This is a genomic window from Aminobacterium sp. MB27-C1 (genome assembly GCF_030908405.1).
In the GTDB taxonomy this organism is placed as follows: Bacteria; Synergistota; Synergistia; order Synergistales; family Aminobacteriaceae; genus Aminobacterium.
In genome coordinates, this window is sequence record NZ_CP133089.1 from 442,790 (window position 1) to 462,065 (window position 19,276).

Consider the following 19,276-nt stretch of genomic DNA (forward strand, 5'->3'; position numbering starts at 1 on the left):
ATAAAATATGGCGCGTAGTTCTGGCTCTCGTGGATTGCAGGGAAAAGAAAAAGCGGCGATTTTGCTTGTTGCTTTGGGGAATGAAGTCGCAGCTGAACTTTACAAACATTTTGATGAGGCGACCATCGAAATAATAACGCTTGAGATAGCCAATCTTCAGAAAATATCTCCTGAACAAAAATTAGAAGTATTGAAGGATGCGCAAGAGATGCTTCTTGCTCGCGAGTATATGGCTCGTGGTGGAGTTGATTACGCTCGGGATATACTGGAGCGAGCTTTGGGACCTGAGCGTGCTCAAAACCTTCTTGCTCGTATAACGGCGAGTTTGCAGGTTCGTCCCTTCGATTTTATGAGACATTCAGATCCTCAGCAGTTATTAAGTTTTATTCAGGGCGAACATCCTCAGACGATAGCGTTGATTCTTTCGTATCTTGAACCAGAGCAATCGGCTCAGGTTATCGGTGGCCTTCCGGCAATTATGCAGGCTGAAGTGGCGAAACGTATTGCCAAAATGGATCGTATTACACCTGAGGTATTACGTGAGGTAGAAAGAGTTCTAGAAAGGAAGTTAAGCACTGTCATGGGGCAAGACTTTACCTTGGCTGGTGGCATCGATGCCATAGTGAACATTATTAATAATGCTGATCGTGGAACTGAGAGAAATATTATGGAACACTTAGAAGAAAATGATCCGGAATTAGCCGAGGAAATCAAGAGGAGACTCTTTGTATTCGAAGATATACTCAAAATGGACGATCGTTCTTTACAGCGTGTCTTGCGTGAAGTTGAGATGAAAGAGCTTGCTCTGGCTCTGAAGGGGGCTACAGAGGATCTTCGGTCTAAGTTCTTTAAAAATATGTCAAAGCGTGCTGCTGAGATGTTGAATGAAGATATGGAATTTATGGGGCCTGTACGTGTACGTGATGTTGAAGAATCGCAACAGAAGATTGTTAACGTTATTCGAGCCCTTGAGGATGTAGGAGAAATAGTCATATCACGCGGAGGAGAGGAAGAGCTGGTTGTCTAAGTTTGTGCGTCACAATATTATTAGAGCAGTTCGTGTTCTTCCTGAAGCTGTACGTATAGGAGCTTCAGCTAATGACGGGAAAGTTTCCCGAGAAGCTTTGGCTCAGGACGAAACAGCTGCTGTGTGCTCTTTAGACAAAGATCAGTCTGAACTTCTCCAAAAAGAATTAGCAAACCTTCAGAATTATGCTTCCCAACTAGAAGAAGAATTGAAAGAAGCCCTTCAGCGTAATCGCGTTCTCGAAAACGATTTTTTAGCCCATAAAAAACAGGTAGATGAAGAATATCAGCGGGCTGTCTGTAATTTGAACAAAGAAAAAGACTCTCTTTTTTTACAAGCTAAAAAAGAAGGATATGATGCCGGCCAAATAGAAGGGCATTCCGAAGGTTTAAAATCGGCCCGAGACGAGGTGGAGCAGGAATATTCAGAGCGCTTCTCCGGGCTTTTGGCTACGTTTGACAATATTCATGCTACTGTTGTGAAAGAAAAATCTTCTCTCGCTGAACTTAATTTGCCTTATATGATGCGTTTGTGGAAATGCCTTTTGGAGAGATTGCTTAAAAAAGAAGTTTCCATTGATCAGAATACCGTAATACGTATTTTAGAAAGTATTTTAACAAGAGTTAGTGATAAAGAAAAAATTGTTATATATCTTAACCCTGAAGATGTTGAACGTGTGAAAAATCAAAAAAGCACCTATGCCGATCTTTTACGAGGTGTAAAGGTTTTAGATATACATGTTGATGATCATGTGGGTAAGGGAAGTTGCATTGTAGAAACAAATCTTGGGGTTTACGATGCTCGTTGGAAAACTCAGTTTGAACAGATCGAAAAGGAAATAGACCAGCTTTTCTTAGAGGAGGCTTCTGCTCTTGAACTCCGAAAAGAGTAGGGAGCTTCTATGGGATGTTTTAGAGGCCCGACTTTCTAAAAATCAATTAATAAAAATTAACGGTCGAGTGGTACAAGTTGTGGGGCTCGTTGTGGAATCTCAAGGTCCTGATGTTCGAGTTGGAGATTTATGCCAGATACGCTTTCGCGGCGACTCTCCTCCGTTAAAGGCGGAAGTTGTCGGCTTCAGAGAAGATAGAGTTCTTTTAATGCCTTTAGGGAGCTTAAAAGATGTTGGGCCTGGATGTGACGTTGTTTCTATGGAACGTCCTCTGGGAGTGCATGTAGGTCGTAACCTCCTTGGTAGGGTTCTTGATGGCTTAGGGCAGCCTATGGATGATAAGGGACCTATTATTGCTTCAGATTTTTACCCTCTTTATGCAGATCCGCCTCATCCGTTACGAAGACAGATGATTTCCTCCCATCTTTCTGTAGGAGTAAAGGCAATAGATGGTATTTTAACATTGGGTACTGGGCAGCGAATCGGAATTTTTGCCGGTTCCGGCGTGGGAAAAAGTACTCTTCTGGGAATGATGGCCAGAAATACGGAAGCAGACATAAATGTTATTGCTCTTGTTGGAGAACGAGGACGAGAAGTTAGAGAGTTTATAGATCATGATCTTGGCGCGCAAGGTATGGAACGTTCAGTGCTTGTTGTTGCAACGTCAGATCAACCTCCTCTCATACGCTTAAAAGCGGCCTTGACAGCTACAGCAATAGCGGAATATTTTCGAGATCAAGGTAAAAATGTGCTTTTGATGATGGATTCTGTAACTCGAGTAGCCAGAGCTCAGCGAGAAGTAGGTTTAGCTATAGGAGAGCCGCCTACAACCCGAGGATATACTCCTTCTGTTTTTGAGGCTCTTCCTCGGTTATTGGAAAGAGCTGGCGCCGGAGAGCGTGGAAGCATTACCGGTATTTATACCGTTCTTGTTGAAGGTGACGATATGAATGAGCCTGTCGCTGATACCGTACGGGGTATTCTTGATGGACACGTTGTGCTTTCTCGAAAGATAGCTTCGAAAAATTTTTACCCTGCTATTGATATTCTGAACAGTGTGAGTCGAGTTATGCCTTCTGTTGTTTCCAAAGAACATTTAAAGGCTGTTTCCAGAATACGAGAAGCTATAGCTGTTCATCGAGAAGCGGAAGATTTGGTCAATATTGGGGCATATAAAGAGGGCTCTAACCGTAAGATTGATTGGGCCTTAAGTCATATAGAAGATATACATGCTTTTCTTTGCCAGTCGACTGACGAAAAATATACTTTTGAAGAGACAGAATCAAGTCTTATGACATTGGCTCCATTTGCCGAAGATATATAAAGGTAGGTTAAAAGGAGGCAGAGGGGTAATTCATGATTGAACGTATAAAACGCTTCCAAAAGATTTTGTCGACACGAGAAAAGGTAAGAGATGAAGAACGCTTACTTTTAAGTGAAAAGCGTAATTATGAGCAAAATATTGTTTCCTTAATGAATGGATTGCAAGAAGAAAAACAACAAGCATTACATGTTTTCAGTACGCAGGATAACTGTCTTTTTTCCCCTCAGGATATGTGGTATAGACGAAAATCCATTGATTGTATCGAAAGAAAATTAGACGAAGCGCACGAGGCATTGTTACAGATACAGTATGCTATTCGTCAATCAGAAGAACGTCTTCTTCAGAAACATAAAGACGTAAAGGTTATGGAGACATATCTTGGTAAGATGAAAGATGAGTATAACCAAGTCGTGTCACGAATGGAGCAAGAAGAACTTGACGATATAGCTACGATACGATTCGAGAATAAGTCTGGGGAGTGAAATCTTTTGCAGGCAAAAAGAGTAGGATTGGAACGAGTTATAAAACGTATAAATGAGATTCAGGAGCGCTTCTGCCCGAATGAAGCGCCTAAACAAGAAAAAAAGAGAGAACGATTTGTTGATGTCTTGTCGCGTGTAGAAAGAGAATCTAGCCTTGATGTGAACGTTTTGCCAGAAAAAGAAAACAGCAAAATTCCTACCTCAGAAAATGTTTCTTTAAATTCGATCATAAAGCGCCATGCTAAAAATTACAATGTGGATGAAAACCTTATTCGTGCCGTAATAAAGATGGAATCTGGGGGGAAAACAGATGCTGTTTCTCCTAAGGGGGCTATGGGGCTTATGCAATTGATGCCGGGAACGGCGCGTATGTTGGGGGTTAATAATCCTTATAATCCCGACGAAAATATAGAGGGCGGTGTAAAATATCTGGCCTTTTTGTCCGATAAATATAAGGGGGATTTAGAGCAGGCTCTTGCAGCATATAATGCGGGGCCTTCTCGGGTTGATTCCTACGGAGGTATTCCGCCCTTCCCTGAAACGCAGCAATATGTTCAAAACGTTTTAGCAGAATATAAGCGAAATATAGGGAGCGAATAGAACAATGCCTGACGATAATTTATGGGCAGAGGATACAGAACGGGAGTTACAGGAAAATCAGGGCTCATCCCGGCCCGTCTCTCCACGTAAAAAGGGGAGTAGACTGAGGCGTAGATTGGGCCTTTTTTTTGTTTTGCTCATTATAGGGGCTGGCGTAGTTTTAGGACTCCATTTAGGTGGGGTTTGGGATATTCGCCCCTTTGCGGAAAAATTAGGCATAATTAAAAGCGAGACTCTCTCTCCAGCCGATCGCCGACAACAAGAGTTAGAAGAGTGGGCAAGCCGCTTGAGTAAAAAAGAAAATGAACTTAATGAAAAAGAGCATAATCTTGAAGTTCTTTCTCAAGACCTTGTCTCTAGAAAAGATGCTCTTCTTGTGAAGGAAACTGAAATCCAGGCCTTGGAAAAGGATTCTAATGATAGCAAAGTTCAAAACGAAGAGTCTTTACAAGCGTTAGTTCAGACTTTTCAGGAAATGTCGTCGCGTCGGGCTGCATCTATCATTGAGCAGTTAGATCAGAAATTGGCAGTGAAACTACTTTTGAAAATGCCTGAAGATAGTGTTGCATCTATATTAGGACGTATGGACCCAGGACGGGCAGCCTTGCTGACGGAACAGCTTGCACTTCAGAAAGATAGGTGAGATGGGGATGCAAGGTGATTTTTTTTCAGTTATTTCAATGGGGGAGCTTCTTACCGAGCCGAATAATACCCTTCAACCTGATATGAAAGTAACTACTGAGTTGGATTTTGCAACTCTTGTTGCAGCTCTGTCAGAAAACGTATCAGGAGAGACAGAAAAAGATTCTCTTTCTAACCTTAATTTGATAGCCTCAGATAAATCAGACAAATCAGATAAAAAGGAGAGGGGACAATCGTTATCTTTATCTTCTTTATATGCAACGTGTCCGCCTTTAGTGAATATTTTATTAACGAAAACCGAGGCGGAAAGTGAAACAGCAGAAAAAAAGATTGAAATGACAACGGTAAATGAAACTGAAACTCTTATTGATAGCGTGACAACTGAAAAGACAAAAAAAGAGGAGAATTTGCAGCAAAATCCTTCAGAACTTTTGCCACAGAAAGAAATGGATCAATTGGAAGAAAAAGGTTCAGGGTTGCTTGAAGAAATAACAATTGATGAGGAAAAAGCTGCAGAGATTGAGGTTTTAAAAGGCAGCATTAACGTTAATAATAAGGATAAAAAAGTATCGAGTGAAAAAGAAGAGGAAAAGCCGCTTATAAAAGGTTTTGTACGTAACCACGATAAAGGAGAAGTGCAAGGTCCGAAAGAGGAGAAGTTTCCTTTAGATAAAATTTCTGTTGTTGGTGATTCTATCCCAAATATTGAAAAATCGTTTTCTCATGTAAAACGAGAGATTGAAGATAATGTGTTGCCTCCGCAGGAAATAATAACTTCAGATAAAAGCGTTTCTCAACAAACTGACATGGGAAATACGCAGAGTGATTCCTTAGATTTACATAAAGAATCACAAGATGTAGATGTTCCACATAAATGGGGAATAGAAAAGGATAAGACAAATACTTCAGTGTCGCAGCATCCTTTTCATGAAGTGATGGCTCAAAATATAGTTAAAGAAAAATCGGATTTAAATCGTATGAATACAGTTCCTCAAGCATTTCAAAGAGGTGTATATGTTGGCACAAATCAAGGGGAACAAATACAGACAGGAATGACGCATGTATTAAGGTTCCTTCATACGAGAGGAGAAACAAAAGCCAAGGTCGTTATTGAGCCACCAGCTCTTGGCAGGGTAGACGTGGAACTGCTCTCTTCTCAACGAGGGGTTGAGGCGTTTCTTCGTGTGAGTTCCGAATCTTTAAGGCATATTGTGCAAGAACAGTTACCAGCGCTTCGAAGTGCCTTTTCGCAGCAAGGACTTGTTTTAGCCGATTGCTCTGTGGATGTTCGAAAAGAGAATGAACATAGTGGACAAAACCAACAGAATAAACGGCGAGGAATAAAAGTAGCGATGGATGCTTTAGACGAAACTGAAGAACCTCTTGCTTTTCGTCTTGACCTAGAGCAAGGCTTACTCGTTTGGATGGCATAGGATAGGAGGGAGAAAATGTTTGTACAAAGTACCGATTATTCAGTAACAGGCTCTGCTACAACAGCTTCTGCCACAAGCGCGACAGAACAGAAAAGTAAAACCGATTCGAATGGAGGATTGGATCAAGACGCTTTCTTCAAAATCTTGATCACTCAGTTGACCCACCAAGACCCCATGAATCCTTTACAAGATAGAGAATTCATTGCTCAGATGGCTCAATTTACTACAGTAGAAAAATTGACGAATATGGGCAAGGTTGTAGACGAAATGGCTACTGTAAATCGAGGGAATGCAGTTTCTTATCTTGGTAAAAACGTAAGTTTCTATGATGAGAACGGAGAAGTTATGACATCTAAAGTTCAGGCTGTTTGGTTTGACGATAAAGAGGGTGTTATTCTTCAGGTTCCCGAGGGGCAAATCAAATTGGCAGGAGTTCTTTCTGTTTCATAAAAAATTTGAGTTCTTGTAAGTATTCTCCGAAATAGTAACTATGAGAGAAAAAAGCCCACTAGGGACGGTTGGGTTTGACATGTGCAAGGGAGTGCGCATTTCTCTGTGTTGGGAGGTTAATAGAAATGCTAAGATCCCTTATGACGGGAGTAAGTGGAGTTCGGGGACATCAAACTCTGCTCGATGTTGTAGGTAACAATATTGCCAATGTGAATACAGCCGGATTTAAAAAATCGACGGTGACTTTTCAGGATTTGCTCTATCAGACGTCTCGTGGAGCTTCTTCTCCACAGGGCGATAGGGGCGGAATAAATCCTATGCAGGTGGGTCTTGGCGTTAATATTGGGGCTATTGAAACAATTCATAGCCAAGGACAGTTGCAGTATACGGGCAATAGAACTGATATGGCTATACAAGGTGACGGATATTATGTCATGGGTGATGGAAGCAGAACTCTTTATTCCAGAGCAGGTAATTTTATTCTTGATGCTAATGGGAACATTGTTCAGTCTGGAACTGGGTATATGTTGAAAGGTTATACATTAGAGACTGATCCTAACGATCCTACTCGGTATATTAAAGGTACGCAGCTAGTAGATATGAATATTCCTGTAGGGCAAAAATTGCCAGCTCAAGCGACGACTCTTACAGGATTCCGCTGTAATCTCGATAGCAGAGTTGATGCATACCTGCCCATGGGGTTCCTGACTAATGGAGTAAAAGCAACGGGACTTTTAGGAGGAGCTGAGCGTTCTATCACCTTTGGTTCTGGTACTGATGTGAATTCTTTTGTCACAGTTAAAGTCGGAGACCAAACTGTACAGATGGCAATAGATGGTGTAGATCAAGACGTAAAACGTCCTAAATTGGCAGACACAACGTTGACTCTTGATGGACAGACATACGATGTTACGTTTGATAGCGCCTCTGGTGTATTGAAAATGACGAATCAGGCAGATGCGACAGATTCATGGGAATATGAGCTTGGCGCCATGATGGATTACGATATAGTGAGCATTGCTGAAAGTAACGGAACAGAACATCATTATCTCGTGGAATATAACGATCTCGGAAGCCAGGGTGGAAACAGAGAAATGGTTCTTTGGGGAGATAATAACGCAACTCCCTCTGCTGTAACACGTTTCTCTTCAGAAATTACAACGTCTCATGATGGCATCTTTATTGACCCGGCTGGTAACGGTTATTCTTTGGGAACAACCTTCCCTGAAGGAAAGACTCTTTTTGCTGTTCCTTCAGAAAATGGACAAGGTATTGAGATTCGAAGCGATTCTGTTTCTGGGGATGTATTATCAACTGTTAATCAGCGAATTCCAAGTGTTCATACTACGAAGCTTGATGTTTTTGATAGTTTGGGGAATAGCCATACATTAGAGGTAAGTTGGGAAAAAATAGAGAATAATCAATGGCGTTGGAGAGCGTGGCTTCCTACAGAGCCTGGAATTACATTAACCAACAATACTGGAATTATTTCTTTCCAGAGTAACGGTAAAATTGATGGATCGTCAAGTAACGCCACAATGTCTTTAGGGTTTGGTTCTTTGGGAGCAGAAGATTCTTCTATAAAACTTGATTTCAGTGGTCAGTCGTTTGATAAAGAGCCTATTGAAGGTGTAACACAGTACGGATCGGCCTTTACTACAAAAGCCTACTATAGAGATGGCTATGAGATGGGCGTTTTAAACGATTTTGCAGTAGGAACTGATGGAACTGTTGTAGGTGTTTACAGTAATGGCGAAAGTCGCTCTCTTTACCGACTTGGACTCGCTCTTTTTGCGAATCCGAGCGGTCTTGAAAAAGTAGGTAATACTGCATTTGCTGAAAGTGCCAACTCTGGTATAGGTCAGGTGGTATCTCCTCTTGAAGGAGGAGCTGGCAAGATATCCGGTGGTTCTCTTGAAATGGGGAATGTAGACCTTTCCGAAGAATTTGTGCGTCTTATCATTGCCCAAAGGGGATTCCAGGCGAATGCTCGTGTCGTTACGACGAGTGATCAAGTTCTTGAAGAACTTGTGAATATGAAACGTTAGGAAACAGCTTATGATCACTCTCACACGAATTAACGGAGAGCACTTTACGTTAAATGCGGATTTGATTGAAACGGTGGAAACGACACCAGACACAGTAATAAAACTTTTTAATGGCCATCGTTATGTAGTTCGAGAAAACATGGAAGAGATTGTGGAGTTAGTTGTTCAGTATAGGAATCGTATTTGGCGCTCTTCCTGTCAATCTGAGAGCGCTATCATCACACAACAGCAGAACGACAAATAAGTTCTTTGGTGTAGTTAGGCTGTTTTAGGGAGGGGAGTTTTTGTGGATCTGGCAACAGTAATAGGTCTTTCAGTAGCACTTATTTTGGTTATTGGGGGTATTGTTGCAGGCGGTGAACCTATGTCTTTTGTTAACTTCCCGTCCCTTCTGATAACTCTTGGCGGCACCTTAGGCGCCACAATAATGGCAAACCCCGTAGAACGGATAAAAAATATAGGTAAAATTTTGGGGCGTGCCTTTTTTTCTCAAAGTCCCGATCTTGTTTCTCTCGTACAAACTATTGTAAGTTTTGCAGAAAAAGCGAGAAGAGAAGGGTTACTTGCTTTGGAAAGCGATGCAGCAGAGCTTGACAATGAATTTCTTAAAAAATCAATTCAGCTTGTTGTCGATGGTACGGACCCAGAACTTGTTAAGGCTATACTTGATACTGAAATAGGAGTTCTTGAGGAGCGACACGTCGCGAATAAGAGTATGTTCGACACAATGGCTGAACTTGCTCCTGCTTTTGGAATGTTGGGGACGTTAATAGGGCTTATCGCTATGTTGCGTAACCTTGACGACCCCGATGCTCTTGGCCCTGGAATGGCAGTAGCTCTTATAACCACATTCTATGGTTCCTTTATTGCTAATGTTTTTGCTATTCCAGTTTCTCGTAAGTTATCGACAAGGTCATCAGAAGAAGTGATGGCGAGAGAACTTATGGTAGAGGGCGTTCTTGCAATACAAGCAGGAGAAAATCCTCGTATTGTTGAGGAAAAGCTGAAAGTCTTTTTACCTCCCTTACAGCGAGAGAAATTGGAAGAAGAGGAAAAGCAAGCTAGGGAAGGTGGAGCGTAAATGGCTCGTAGAAGGAAATTGCAGGAAGAAAGTGGAGGCGGAAACTGGCTTACAACTTATGGTGACATGGTTACTCTGCTCTTGACTTTCTTTGTTTTCCTTTTTTCATTCTCCTCTATAGATGTTCAAAAGTTTCAAAAGATGCTTCTTTCTTTCCAAGGAGCTTTAGGTGTTTTACCAGGCGGCAAAACAGTACAGGAAAATGGTGGCGTTTTTGGAGGCATGGAACATCAGGATGCGGGAGAATCGAAAAGAACAACGATTAATATTCAAGAAGTTGCCCAAAGTTTAAAGCTTTATTTAAAGCAGGAAGGTCTAGAGCGTCAGACAGTTGTCAGAGTCGATCAGAGAGGTATAACAGTCTCTATTTCTGATCAGCTTCTTTTTGAGACAGGACGAACAGACATGAAACCGGAAGGGAAAAGGGTTCTTTTCAAGTTGGCCCAGCAATTGAAGGATGTCGTTCCGACTTTATCTGTCGAGGGGCATACAGATAGTGTCCCTCTTCGCGGTGGTCCCTTAAAAAATAATTGGGGACTTGCCGCTCTTAGAGCTTCAACGGTAGCTTCGTATTTACAAGAAAGTGGTGGAATAGACCCCAGAAAAATCCAGGCTGTTTCTTACGGTGCTTTTCGCCCTATTGTTCCTAATGATACGCCAGAACACCGGGCACTTAATCGAAGGGTTGATCTAGTTATTCTTTCACAGTATCCCAAATAGACTGTGAGAACAACCTTTGGGAGGAAATCATATGTTCAGAAGAGTTCTTATCTTTATAATAGTAGGGGTTATGGCTTTTTCTGTTGGTTTTGGTGGCGGTTTGTTGGCTGGGCGGATGTGGAATCGCTCGTCGACAGTAGCATCTGCTTCCGGTGAAGCCATAGATACACCTGGACCTATCTGTAGTATGGGGGATTTTACTACAAATCTCTCAGGTCTTGATGGCGGTATAGTAAGTTTTTCCGTTGCTTTGGAAACTTCAGGAGCGAAAGCTCTCGAAATTTTACAGCAAGAGAATTGGAAAATGCGTATAACCAACGAAATTTTGCTTGTAACAAAAGGGAAAACAGCTGGAGAACTTAGAAATGCAGAAGGCGTGCTTGAGTTGGCAGAGGAAATTAAACAATCGATAAATAGCATGGTTCCCGCTTCTAAAGAGCAGGTGCCAGTAAAAAGAGTTCTTTTCCAAAGTTTTGTACTTCAATAGTTGAATTAGTGGGCTAGGGGGTGGCAGAAAATGTGCCCAGATGTACTTTCGCAGAATGAAATAGACTCTCTTCTTGACGCTCTTTCTAGTGGAAGCTTCGACATCGATTCGATGGATGCGGAGTCCGAAGAGAAGAAAATAAAAATTTACGATTTTAGAAGGCCCGATAAGTTCAGCAAAGACCAGCTTCGAGCTATACAAATGATCCATGAATCTTTTGCCAGGCAATTAACAACAACACTTTCGACGATGGTTCGTTCCATGGTTTCTGCGGAAGTGGCTTCTGTTGACCAGTTAGCTTATGATGAGTTTGTTCGTTCTCTCGTGCAACCTACCGTTATAGGTATCTTAGAGATGTATCCTTTCAGTGGGAATGCTCTTATTGAAATTAATCCTAACCTTGTTTTTGCCATAATCGATCGTATGCTTGGCGGGAAGGGTGAATTTTCAGGAAAAGCTCGAGACCTTACAGATATTGAACGGATGGTTATAGAGCGGGTTATTATGAGAATGCTTGAGCTTCTTGAAGAGAGTTGGAGTACTGTTGTGGATGTCCGGTTCCGTTTTGAAAATATGGAAAGTAACCCATTTTTTGTCCAAATATGTCCTGGTACTGATATGGTGTTGCTTGTAATTTTGAAATTGAAAGTGGCCGATGTAGAAGGAATGGTCAGTATTTGTATCCCTTACTTTCTGATGGAACCAATTATGGATAAGCTTAGCTCCCAACAGTGGTTTGCATCGACTGGACGTAAAAAAGAAGAAGGAGCTCGTGATGCCATTGTTCGTCATCTTGGGCACGTTAAAATTCCTCTTTCAATAGAACTTGGACATACCATTCTCAGTGTAGAAGATGTATTGCAGCTTCGTTCTGGGGATGTTATTAAACTAGATGAGACTGTAGAAGATAGAATAGATATTCGAGTAGGGAATATGATTAAATTCCTGGGGCGTCCCGGAACCGTTGAAGGCAATTATGCTGCGGAGATAGCAGATGTTCTCTATGACGACGAGATGATTCCCGAAAATGAGGGAGGAGTCAAAGATGATTGACGAATTGTTGAGTCAGGATGAAATTAATGCTTTGCTTCAGGGGCATTCTTTGAAAGAGGAAGAATCATCTCTTTCTGGCGTATCTTCTGAACAACAACAGATATTTAATGATATAACAAACATTTTTGCTACTGCTATTACAAATGTCTTTGGCATGCTTGCAGGCAGAGATGTAAATGTTCCTGATAAAAAGCAGGAAACGATTCCTCAGAAAGATATTGTTTTAAAACCAGGAGAATCTGCCTTTTCTTTTCATATAACGTGTCAGGGCATGAGCGATGCGCCGTTGACATTCATAACGACCCAACAAGGGGCTTTGATCTTAGCCGATCTTATGATGGGGGGAGAAGGTAAGGACTTACCAGAAGAAGCGAGTGAGCTCTACCTCAATGCGGCTCAAGAGGGACTTAGCCAGATGGTAGGGGCATCTCTAACCAATATGAGTGGCATTTTAGGAGGTCGTCGCCTATTACCAGATAATGTTCAATCTGCTTTAGAAAGCGGAGAGTGGTTGCCATTTGCGGAGATGGGGCCAGACGAAAAAATATGGTCTGTTGAGATGTCTATAAAAATTGATGATGTCGCAGTCTTTCCACTCTGGGTTGTCTTTCCTTTGGACGTTGTCAATAAAATAGCAGATGAAGCCTTGGAGATTATGAAAGCCAAATCTGCTCCAGAGCCTGAAAAGAAAGATTCCTCACCGGCTCCTTCTGCATCTAGAACTCAAAATAAAGGCCAAGTTGAAATTCCTGTTCAGCCGATGGAGAACAATGTTAACAAACAACGAAGTGCTGCTACGCAGCCAGTTTCACAAGTAGATGTCCGACCTGCACAGTTTATGCCCTTAAGTCAATCTGGTGGATCGCAGGGGTCTGGTAATATTGATCTTATAGCAGATATCCCTGTGCGTGTTACTGTAGAGTTGGGGCGTACACGAAAAAGTATTTCTGAAATCTTAAACATGACACCGGGTTCCGTGATAGAATTAGATAAAATGGCTGGGGAGCCAGTAGATATATTAGTAAATAGTAAACTTGTAGCACGCGGAGAAGTTGTTGTTATCGATGAGAACTTCGGCGTGAGAATTACAGAGATCGTAAATTCCTCAGCAAAATTTCGTTCATAACATAGTCATTTCGAGTTTGACAAGTGAGGGGTGCAGGAATGGGAAAAAGTGTGTTAATAGTTGATGATGCCGCCTTTATGAGGATGATGTTAAAAGATATTCTTTCAAAAAATAGCTTTGAGGTTGTTGGAGAAGCAGAAAATGGTAAAGTTGCCGTGGCGGCTTATCAGAAGCTTCATCCTGACATTGTAACAATGGATATAACAATGCCCGAAATGAACGGCATTGATGCTGTAAAAGCTATTAAAGCTCTTGATTCTCAGGCTAAAATTATAATGGTTAGTGCTATGGGGCAGCAGCCTATGGTTATAGAGGCAATACAGGCCGGCGCTGTTGACTTTATAGTGAAGCCTTTTCAACCAGATAGAGTGGTGGAGGCTTTAAGCAAGGCCCTAGCCTAAATTTCAAGGTCAGAGTAATGGTTAATTTTTTAAAAATTATCCCAGGCAGTCGCTTTTCAGCGTTACTGGCTGGGTTTTTCGTTTTTGTCATTCAGACACCGTCGGAGGCTGCAACCTCTACGTCAGGACTTACGACTTACTTTATACGGGTTATGTTGGCTCTTTGCCTTTTGGTCGGTATCTCGTATATTTTAATTCGGTATATTCGTCCATCCATTGCGGTAAGAGAAAGCCACAATGTGAAAGTTATAGCTGCGTTGCGACTTGGTCGCGAAATGCTTTACATTATTCAGTGTGGTCCAGATGTTATAGCATTGTTATCTGGGGGGAATAATTCTAAGGTTGTAGGAAAATGGCGGAAAGAAGATTGGCTTCAGGGAGACGTGAATGGTGAAAAAAAATGTAACTGATTTATTGATACTTATAGTCGCTATATTTCTTTTTGCAGCATTCGTAGTTCCTTCAGCTGCATTGTGTGCAGAAGCTCCGTCTATTCCTCTTCCAGCTTTACAGTTGGGTGTTCGAGCTGCTGAATCACCTCAAGATGTGGCCCTCACATTGCAGATTTTAGCTCTTTTGACTGTATTGAGCCTAGCTCCGGCAATTATGCTCATGCTTACAAGTTTTACTCGTATTCTTGTTGTTTTGGGGTTCGTACGCCGCGCCCTTGGACTGCAACAGACTCCTCCGAATCAGGTGCTTGTTACATTAGCTCTTTTTATGACCCTTTTCATTATGACTCCTACATGGAGCCAAATTTACGACACGGCTTTGGCTCCATACATGGCAGGAGAAATACAATCTGCACAAGCTTGGCAGAATACAGTGGCTCCGGTTCGTCAATTTATGTTGAAATATACACGAGAAGAAGAGCTTTCGCTCATGGTTCGGATGGCTAAAATGGAACGTCCTCAAAATGCAGACGATGTACCGACTCGTCTTTTGTTACCCGCCTTTATGCTCAGCGAGCTTAAAACAGCTTTTCAGATGGGAGTCGTAATATTTATTCCATTCATAGTTGTCGATATGATCGTAGCAAGTGTCCTTATGAGTATGGGCATGATTATGTTGCCTCCTATGATGATCTCCCTACCCTTTAAGATACTCCTTTTTGTTATGGCTGATGGTTGGGATTTGGTTGTTATGAGTATATTTAAGAGTTTTTCGTAGGGAGGAAGGTGCGCATACATGAACACATTTAGTATGTACGACGTATTGAGTCATTGTGTTTGGGTAACTCTCCTTACCTCTCTGCCTGTTCTTCTCGTTGCCATGATTGTGGGGCTTATTATAGGTATTTTGCAAACGGCAACATCTATTCAGGAACAGACACTTATTTTCATTCCGAAGATCGTAGCTGTTCTTGTAGCTCTTGTGTTGTTTGGCCCCTGGATGTTTGGTCGTATAGGTGAATTGACACAATTTCTGTTGGGGCAACTAGAGAAATTTGTGCAATGACGGCTGATAATTTTGTTATTTCTCAAGTCCTTATAGTTTATATGGTGGTTGGACTTCGGTTTGTGGGAATGATATTTTCATCCCCTGTTTTCTTGGCTTCCTCCATGCCGTTGCCTGTTCGTTTCTGGGCAGCAATTTTAATATCGATAGCGGCTGTAGGAAGTGCTGATTTATCTGTTCCTGCCACTCTTTTTTCAGGGTGGATGCCAATTGTTTTAGCTGGTGCACGTGAATTTTTAATAGGCGTTGCTCTGGGATTTTTGTCGGCATTGCCTCTTTATGCATTGCAAGTAGCGGGTGAATTGGTTGGTAATGTAATGGGCCTAGCGATGGTAAGTCTTCTTGATCCTTTAAGTGAGGAACAAAGTTCTATTCTTGGCCAATTAAAATTTTTGGTCGGTTTATGGTTCTTTTTTTACTGGAATGGCCATCTACTTCTGGTACAATCCATTGTAGAAAGTTTAAAATTAATTCCAGTAGGAAAACTCTTTTTGTTTATTCCAGCCGATATGGGAATAGCGGTTTGGATTCAACAGCTTTTTGTTATCGCTGTCAGAATGGTTTTGCCCTTTTACGGAGCTCTCCTTCTCGCCGATATCGGGTTAGGCTTCTTAGCTCGCACTGTTCCTCAGATGAATATCTTTATATTAGGACTTCCTTTGAAAATAGGTTTGGGCCTCTTCCTTTTAATGATAGTTTTGCCTTTAACAGTTGATCTAGTATCAGCGAATTTGACAAAATATATAGAATTGGCAATGAAGAGTGTCATGGTATGGAAATAGAAAAGAGTAGCTTTTACGATTTACAGTTTTTTGCAGAAGAGCGAACTGAACCTGCGAGCCCTCGTAAACGAAGACGAGAAAGGGAAGAAGGGCGTGTCGCTAAAAGTCAGGATCTTGGAGCATCTGTCGTTATTCTTGTTGGTCTTATTGCTCTTTTTCTTTTCGGTACTTTTTTTTGGGACATTCTTTTATTTTATATTCGAGATACTGTAGCTTTTATGGCAAGCCCATCCATGAAAGCACAAGGTTGGCAGCACATTTTGTGGATACGCGCTTTAAAGACACTTGCAATAGTTGTTCTTCCCTTGGGAGGAGTTGCTGCTTTGGCAGCCTTTATCGTTACTGTTGCACAGGTTGGTTTGGTTTTGACTCCGAAGCCTCTTATACCTAAGCCGGATCGCTTTAATCCTGTTTCAGGATTAAAGAAGATCGTTTCGTTGAGGTCTTTGGTGGAGCTTGTGAAGGGACTTTTCAAAGCAACCCTTTTTGGCATTGTTATTTACACTGCCTTGAAGAAGGATATTCGAGAGATTGCAGGAGTTTTGCAGTTCCCAATAGATCAGGGACTTGCTTTGGTTTTTTATAAGATATGGCGTTTATGCTTAAAATTAGCCTTTTTATTGTTTGCAATCGCTATTTTTGACTATCTTTATCAGAGATGGGAGCACGAACGTTCTATTCGTATGAGTCGTCAGGAAATAAAGGAAGAGTACAAACAAACAGAAGGGGATCCCCAGTTAAGGGGAAAAATTCGTCAGAAACAGAGAGAGTTGGCAAGGAGCAGAATGATGTCATCTGTTCCAAAAGCCGATGTGGTTATTACAAACCCAACAACGTTAGCTATAGCTCTAGAGTATGATAAATCAGTGATGGAAGCACCTGTTGTTGTTGCAAAGGGGAAGGGGTTTATAGCACAAAAGATAAGGGAGCTAGCAGAAGAAAACGAAGTTCCCATTGTAGAAAATAAACCGTTGGCGTGGGCTCTCTATGATGCTATAGATATTGGAGAAGAGGTTCCCGAAAAATTGTACAAAGCTGTGGCAGAAGTTCTTGCTTTTGTTTACAAACTCAAGAGAGGTAAATCTACAAAAAAGGAAAAAAACAGAAATTATTTGAGAGGATGAGCCTAAGTGGCAGAAACGACCTTACAACGATCTTTTTTGAAACGACTCCTTCTTTATTCCGACTTAGGGTTGGCTATTATGGTCATTATGATAGTGGCCATGATGATTATTCCTGTCCCAACATGGCTTCTCGATATCCTTCTCGCTTCTAATATAACGTTGGGAGTCGTTATGTTGCTTTCCACCTTTTATGTCAATAGAGCTCTCGATTTAGCAGCATTTCCTACGATGCTTCTTATCGTTACCTTGTTCAGATTAGCCCTCAATGTTTCCACTACTCGACTCATTCTTTTGCGGGCAGATGCGGGAAAAGTTATCAGTGCTTTCGGAAATTTTGTTGTAGGTGGTAACTATGTTGTTGGTGGAGTTGTTTTCCTTATTTTGGTTATCATCCAGTTTATAGTTATTACGAAAGGTTCTGAACGTGTTGCGGAGGTTGCTGCTCGATTTACTCTTGATGCTATGCCAGGAAAGCAGATGGCAATTGATGCAGATTTAAATGCTGGCCTTATAGATGAGAATGTTGCTCGTACGCGACGTAAAGATATTCAGCGGGAAGCAGACTTCTATGGAGCTATGGATGGAGCTTCAAAATTCGTAAAAGGTGATGCAATAGCGGGGCTTATTATTACGATAATCAATATTATTGGTGGCCTCGCCATAGGAGTTCTTCAACGAGGACTTACCTTAGGGGAAGCTGGTGCTATTTATAGCCTCCTCACTGTTGGTGATGGTCTTGTTTCCCAAATACCAGCCCTTCTGTTCTCAACAGCAACTGGAGTTATTGTAACCAGAGCTGCTGGCGAAACAAATTTGGGGCGAGATATATTTATATCTCTTACTAAATATTCACGCCCGCTTTTCATTGGCTCTGGTTTGCTTTTTGCTTTAGCGTTCATTCCGGGATTACCCACAATACCCTTTCTTGTCCTCGGAATATTTCTTGCTTTGATGGGGTATTGGGTTTACAGAGAAGGAAAAGTTCAGGAAATAGAATCATCAGAGGGAGCTGGTTCTTCTGCGGCTCACACTCCATCTGGTTCACGAGAGGGAGCAACGAAGAGTGCAGGTAGCGGAACATCTGCTCAACCTGTAGCGCCTGCTTCTCCAGAAGATGTAATGCAACTTTTGACTGTTGACCCCATGGAAATAGAGATAGGGTATGCAATAATCCCCCTTGTCGATCCTTCACAAGGAGGAGATATGCTTGATAGAATTGGCACTATTCGCAAACAGATGGCTTTGGAATTTGGTCTTGTTGTTCCACCCATTCGTATAAGAGATAATATTCAACTTAAACCTTCCGAGTATGTCATACGTGTCAGAGGCGCTGAAACAGGTAAGGGAGAACTTTTGCCGGATCAGTACTTAGCCATGAATACAGGGAACGCAGAGGAAGAAATTGTGGGGGTTCCAACAGTTGAACCTGCCTTCGGTTTACAAGCTACATGGATTTCTCCTGAACTGAGAGATAAGGCTGAATCCATGGGATATACTGTTGTCGATGCGCCATCGGTTCTTGCCACACATCTGTCTGAAATTATTAAACGTTATGGCAGCGAACTTATTACGCGACAAGAGGTTCAGAAACTTACGGATCTTGTAAAAGAAAATTCTCCTGCTGTAGTAGAAGAAATGATGGGAGTCCTTTCATTAGGTGAAGTTCAGAAAGTGTTGCAAAATCTTGTTCGTGAACAGATTCCAATTAGAGATTTGGTAACAATTTTTGAGGCCTTGGCAGATAATGGTCGAATAACGAGAAGTGTAGATTATTTAACCGAACGTGTAAGAGAGTCTCTTTCTCGCATTATATCTTTGAAAATACAGGGAGAGGAAGGTGTTGCTACAGTGTCTACACTTTCCCCTGTATGGGAGCAGAAAATCAAAGATGGCCTGGAAGGAGACCTGCTGCAGGGGTGGCAACTCAATATGAGTCCTCAAGATATTCAGGGGCTTACCGCGGCCGTAGCAAAAATGGTTGAAAAAATGGCCATGGAGGGGCATCTTCCTGTTTTATTGGTACATCCAGATGTGCGTCTTATAGTAAGAAGAATTCTCGAGGGATCATTGCCTGGACTTTATGTTGTATCCTATAATGAAATATCCCAGAGAATGCAATTAAAATCTGTGGGGATGGTGGAGTGAT

22 protein-coding genes are annotated in these 19,276 nt (G+C 41.8%); all 22 read left to right on the top strand.

What is annotated here, in order from left to right:
• Positions 1 to 7: 7 nt before the first annotated feature.
• The 22 genes from fliG to flhA all read left to right on the top strand — a co-directional run bounded on the left by fliG (position 8) and on the right by flhA (position 19,275).
• Positions 8 to 1,027, top strand: a complete 1,020-nt coding sequence (gene fliG / locus RBH88_RS02080) for a flagellar motor switch protein FliG (protein ID WP_213691079.1) — start codon at positions 8 to 10, stop codon at positions 1,025 to 1,027.
• Positions 1,020 to 1,919 (top strand): FliH/SctL family protein, encoded by a 900-nt coding sequence (locus RBH88_RS02085; protein ID WP_213691078.1) that lies wholly within the window; start codon positions 1,020 to 1,022, stop codon positions 1,917 to 1,919. The genes fliG and RBH88_RS02085 overlap by 8 nt, the downstream gene beginning before the upstream one ends.
• Complete coding sequence (gene fliI, locus RBH88_RS02090) at positions 1,900 to 3,243, top strand: flagellar protein export ATPase FliI (RefSeq protein ID WP_213691077.1); 1,344 nt, start codon at positions 1,900 to 1,902, stop codon at positions 3,241 to 3,243. Before RBH88_RS02085 ends, fliI begins: the two co-directional genes overlap by 20 nt.
• Before the next feature lie 32 nt (positions 3,244 to 3,275).
• Entirely contained in the window at positions 3,276 to 3,725 is a 450-nt protein-coding gene (locus RBH88_RS02095) for a flagellar export protein FliJ (protein ID WP_213691076.1), read from the top strand.
• A gap of 6 nt (positions 3,726 to 3,731) precedes the next feature.
• Positions 3,732 to 4,325, top strand: a complete 594-nt coding sequence (locus RBH88_RS02100) for a lytic transglycosylase domain-containing protein (RefSeq protein ID WP_307879817.1) — start codon at positions 3,732 to 3,734, stop codon at positions 4,323 to 4,325.
• Positions 4,326 to 4,329: 4 nt separating this feature from the next.
• Positions 4,330 to 4,968 carry a MotE family protein gene (locus RBH88_RS02105; protein ID WP_213691075.1) on the top strand — a complete coding sequence of 213 codons (639 nt, stop codon included), beginning with the start codon at positions 4,330 to 4,332 and terminating at the stop codon, positions 4,966 to 4,968.
• A gap of 7 nt (positions 4,969 to 4,975) precedes the next feature.
• Positions 4,976 to 6,400 (top strand): flagellar hook-length control protein FliK, encoded by a 1,425-nt coding sequence (locus tag RBH88_RS02110; protein WP_307879818.1) that lies wholly within the window; start codon positions 4,976 to 4,978, stop codon positions 6,398 to 6,400.
• A gap of 15 nt (positions 6,401 to 6,415) precedes the next feature.
• Entirely contained in the window at positions 6,416 to 6,850 is a 435-nt protein-coding gene (locus tag RBH88_RS02115; RefSeq protein ID WP_213691073.1) for a flagellar hook capping FlgD N-terminal domain-containing protein, read from the top strand.
• Positions 6,851 to 6,975: 125 nt separating this feature from the next.
• The gene (locus tag RBH88_RS02120) at positions 6,976 to 8,898 is read left to right on the top strand and encodes a flagellar hook protein FlgE (RefSeq protein WP_213691072.1); all 1,923 of its coding nucleotides are present in this window, start codon (positions 6,976 to 6,978) and stop codon (positions 8,896 to 8,898) included.
• A 10-nt stretch (positions 8,899 to 8,908) separates the two neighbouring features.
• Positions 8,909 to 9,142 (top strand): flagellar FlbD family protein, encoded by a 234-nt coding sequence (locus RBH88_RS02125; protein WP_213695750.1) that lies wholly within the window; start codon positions 8,909 to 8,911, stop codon positions 9,140 to 9,142.
• Between the two features lie 42 nt (positions 9,143 to 9,184).
• On the top strand, positions 9,185 to 9,979 hold the full coding sequence (locus tag RBH88_RS02130; RefSeq protein ID WP_213691070.1) for a motility protein A: 795 nt from the start codon (positions 9,185 to 9,187) through the stop codon (positions 9,977 to 9,979).
• Positions 9,980 to 10,699, top strand: coding sequence for a flagellar motor protein MotB (locus tag RBH88_RS02135; RefSeq protein WP_213695749.1), 720 nt, complete (start codon positions 9,980 to 9,982; stop codon positions 10,697 to 10,699).
• A 31-nt stretch (positions 10,700 to 10,730) separates the two neighbouring features.
• Complete coding sequence (fliL, locus tag RBH88_RS02140; RefSeq protein WP_213691068.1) at positions 10,731 to 11,186, top strand: flagellar basal body-associated protein FliL; 456 nt, start codon at positions 10,731 to 10,733, stop codon at positions 11,184 to 11,186.
• Positions 11,187 to 11,216: 30 nt separating this feature from the next.
• Positions 11,217 to 12,239, top strand: coding sequence for a flagellar motor switch protein FliM (gene fliM, locus RBH88_RS02145; protein ID WP_213691067.1), 1,023 nt, complete (start codon positions 11,217 to 11,219; stop codon positions 12,237 to 12,239).
• A complete protein-coding gene (gene fliY / locus RBH88_RS02150; RefSeq protein ID WP_307879819.1) occupies positions 12,232 to 13,365 on the top strand; it encodes a flagellar motor switch phosphatase FliY in 1,134 nt (377 codons plus the stop codon). The genes fliM and fliY overlap by 8 nt, the downstream gene beginning before the upstream one ends.
• A 38-nt stretch (positions 13,366 to 13,403) precedes the next feature.
• Positions 13,404 to 13,766, top strand: coding sequence for a response regulator (locus tag RBH88_RS02155; RefSeq protein ID WP_213691065.1), 363 nt, complete (start codon positions 13,404 to 13,406; stop codon positions 13,764 to 13,766).
• Between the two features lie 17 nt (positions 13,767 to 13,783).
• On the top strand, positions 13,784 to 14,176 hold the full coding sequence (locus RBH88_RS02160) for a hypothetical protein (protein WP_213691064.1): 393 nt from the start codon (positions 13,784 to 13,786) through the stop codon (positions 14,174 to 14,176).
• A complete protein-coding gene (gene fliP / locus RBH88_RS02165; protein ID WP_213691063.1) occupies positions 14,154 to 14,936 on the top strand; it encodes a flagellar type III secretion system pore protein FliP in 783 nt (260 codons plus the stop codon). The genes RBH88_RS02160 and fliP overlap by 23 nt, the downstream gene beginning before the upstream one ends.
• Before the next feature lie 18 nt (positions 14,937 to 14,954).
• Positions 14,955 to 15,224, top strand: coding sequence for a flagellar biosynthesis protein FliQ (gene fliQ / locus RBH88_RS02170; protein ID WP_213691062.1), 270 nt, complete (start codon positions 14,955 to 14,957; stop codon positions 15,222 to 15,224).
• On the top strand, positions 15,221 to 16,006 hold the full coding sequence (locus RBH88_RS02175; protein WP_213691061.1) for a flagellar biosynthetic protein FliR: 786 nt from the start codon (positions 15,221 to 15,223) through the stop codon (positions 16,004 to 16,006). The genes fliQ and RBH88_RS02175 overlap by 4 nt, the downstream gene beginning before the upstream one ends.
• Complete coding sequence (gene flhB / locus RBH88_RS02180; protein WP_213695747.1) at positions 15,997 to 17,130, top strand: flagellar biosynthesis protein FlhB; 1,134 nt, start codon at positions 15,997 to 15,999, stop codon at positions 17,128 to 17,130. Before RBH88_RS02175 ends, flhB begins: the two co-directional genes overlap by 10 nt.
• A gap of 78 nt (positions 17,131 to 17,208) precedes the next feature.
• A complete protein-coding gene (gene flhA, locus RBH88_RS02185; protein WP_374047604.1) occupies positions 17,209 to 19,275 on the top strand; it encodes a flagellar biosynthesis protein FlhA in 2,067 nt (688 codons plus the stop codon).
• The last annotated feature ends 1 nt before the right edge of the window (position 19,276 follow it).

Excerpts from the sequence above, each read along its gene's own strand:
- fliY (WP_307879819.1), top strand. The coding sequence starts at position 12,232 with ATGATTGACGAATTGTTGAGTCAGGATGAAATTAATGCTTTGCTTCAG.
- RBH88_RS02125 (WP_213695750.1), top strand. The coding sequence starts at position 8,909 with ATGATCACTCTCACACGAATTAACGGAGAGCACTTTACGTTAAATGCG.
- fliM (WP_213691067.1), top strand. The coding sequence starts at position 11,217 with ATGTGCCCAGATGTACTTTCGCAGAATGAAATAGACTCTCTTCTTGAC.
- fliP (WP_213691063.1), top strand. The coding sequence starts at position 14,154 with ATGGTGAAAAAAAATGTAACTGATTTATTGATACTTATAGTCGCTATA.
- RBH88_RS02135 (WP_213695749.1), top strand. The coding sequence starts at position 9,980 with ATGGCTCGTAGAAGGAAATTGCAGGAAGAAAGTGGAGGCGGAAACTGG.
- flhB (WP_213695747.1), top strand. The coding sequence starts at position 15,997 with ATGGAAATAGAAAAGAGTAGCTTTTACGATTTACAGTTTTTTGCAGAA.
- flhA (WP_374047604.1), top strand. The coding sequence starts at position 17,209 with ATGGTCATTATGATAGTGGCCATGATGATTATTCCTGTCCCAACATGG.
- RBH88_RS02175 (WP_213691061.1), top strand. The coding sequence starts at position 15,221 with ATGACGGCTGATAATTTTGTTATTTCTCAAGTCCTTATAGTTTATATG.
- RBH88_RS02110 (WP_307879818.1), top strand. The coding sequence starts at position 4,976 with ATGCAAGGTGATTTTTTTTCAGTTATTTCAATGGGGGAGCTTCTTACC.
- RBH88_RS02155 (WP_213691065.1), top strand. The coding sequence starts at position 13,404 with ATGGGAAAAAGTGTGTTAATAGTTGATGATGCCGCCTTTATGAGGATG.
- RBH88_RS02095 (WP_213691076.1), top strand. The coding sequence starts at position 3,276 with ATGATTGAACGTATAAAACGCTTCCAAAAGATTTTGTCGACACGAGAA.
- RBH88_RS02160 (WP_213691064.1), top strand. The coding sequence starts at position 13,784 with ATGGTTAATTTTTTAAAAATTATCCCAGGCAGTCGCTTTTCAGCGTTA.
- fliL (WP_213691068.1), top strand. The coding sequence starts at position 10,731 with ATGTTCAGAAGAGTTCTTATCTTTATAATAGTAGGGGTTATGGCTTTT.
- RBH88_RS02115 (WP_213691073.1), top strand. The coding sequence starts at position 6,416 with ATGTTTGTACAAAGTACCGATTATTCAGTAACAGGCTCTGCTACAACA.
- fliG (WP_213691079.1), top strand. The coding sequence starts at position 8 with ATGGCGCGTAGTTCTGGCTCTCGTGGATTGCAGGGAAAAGAAAAAGCG.
- RBH88_RS02105 (WP_213691075.1), top strand. The coding sequence starts at position 4,330 with ATGCCTGACGATAATTTATGGGCAGAGGATACAGAACGGGAGTTACAG.
- fliQ (WP_213691062.1), top strand. The coding sequence starts at position 14,955 with ATGAACACATTTAGTATGTACGACGTATTGAGTCATTGTGTTTGGGTA.
- RBH88_RS02120 (WP_213691072.1), top strand. The coding sequence starts at position 6,976 with ATGCTAAGATCCCTTATGACGGGAGTAAGTGGAGTTCGGGGACATCAA.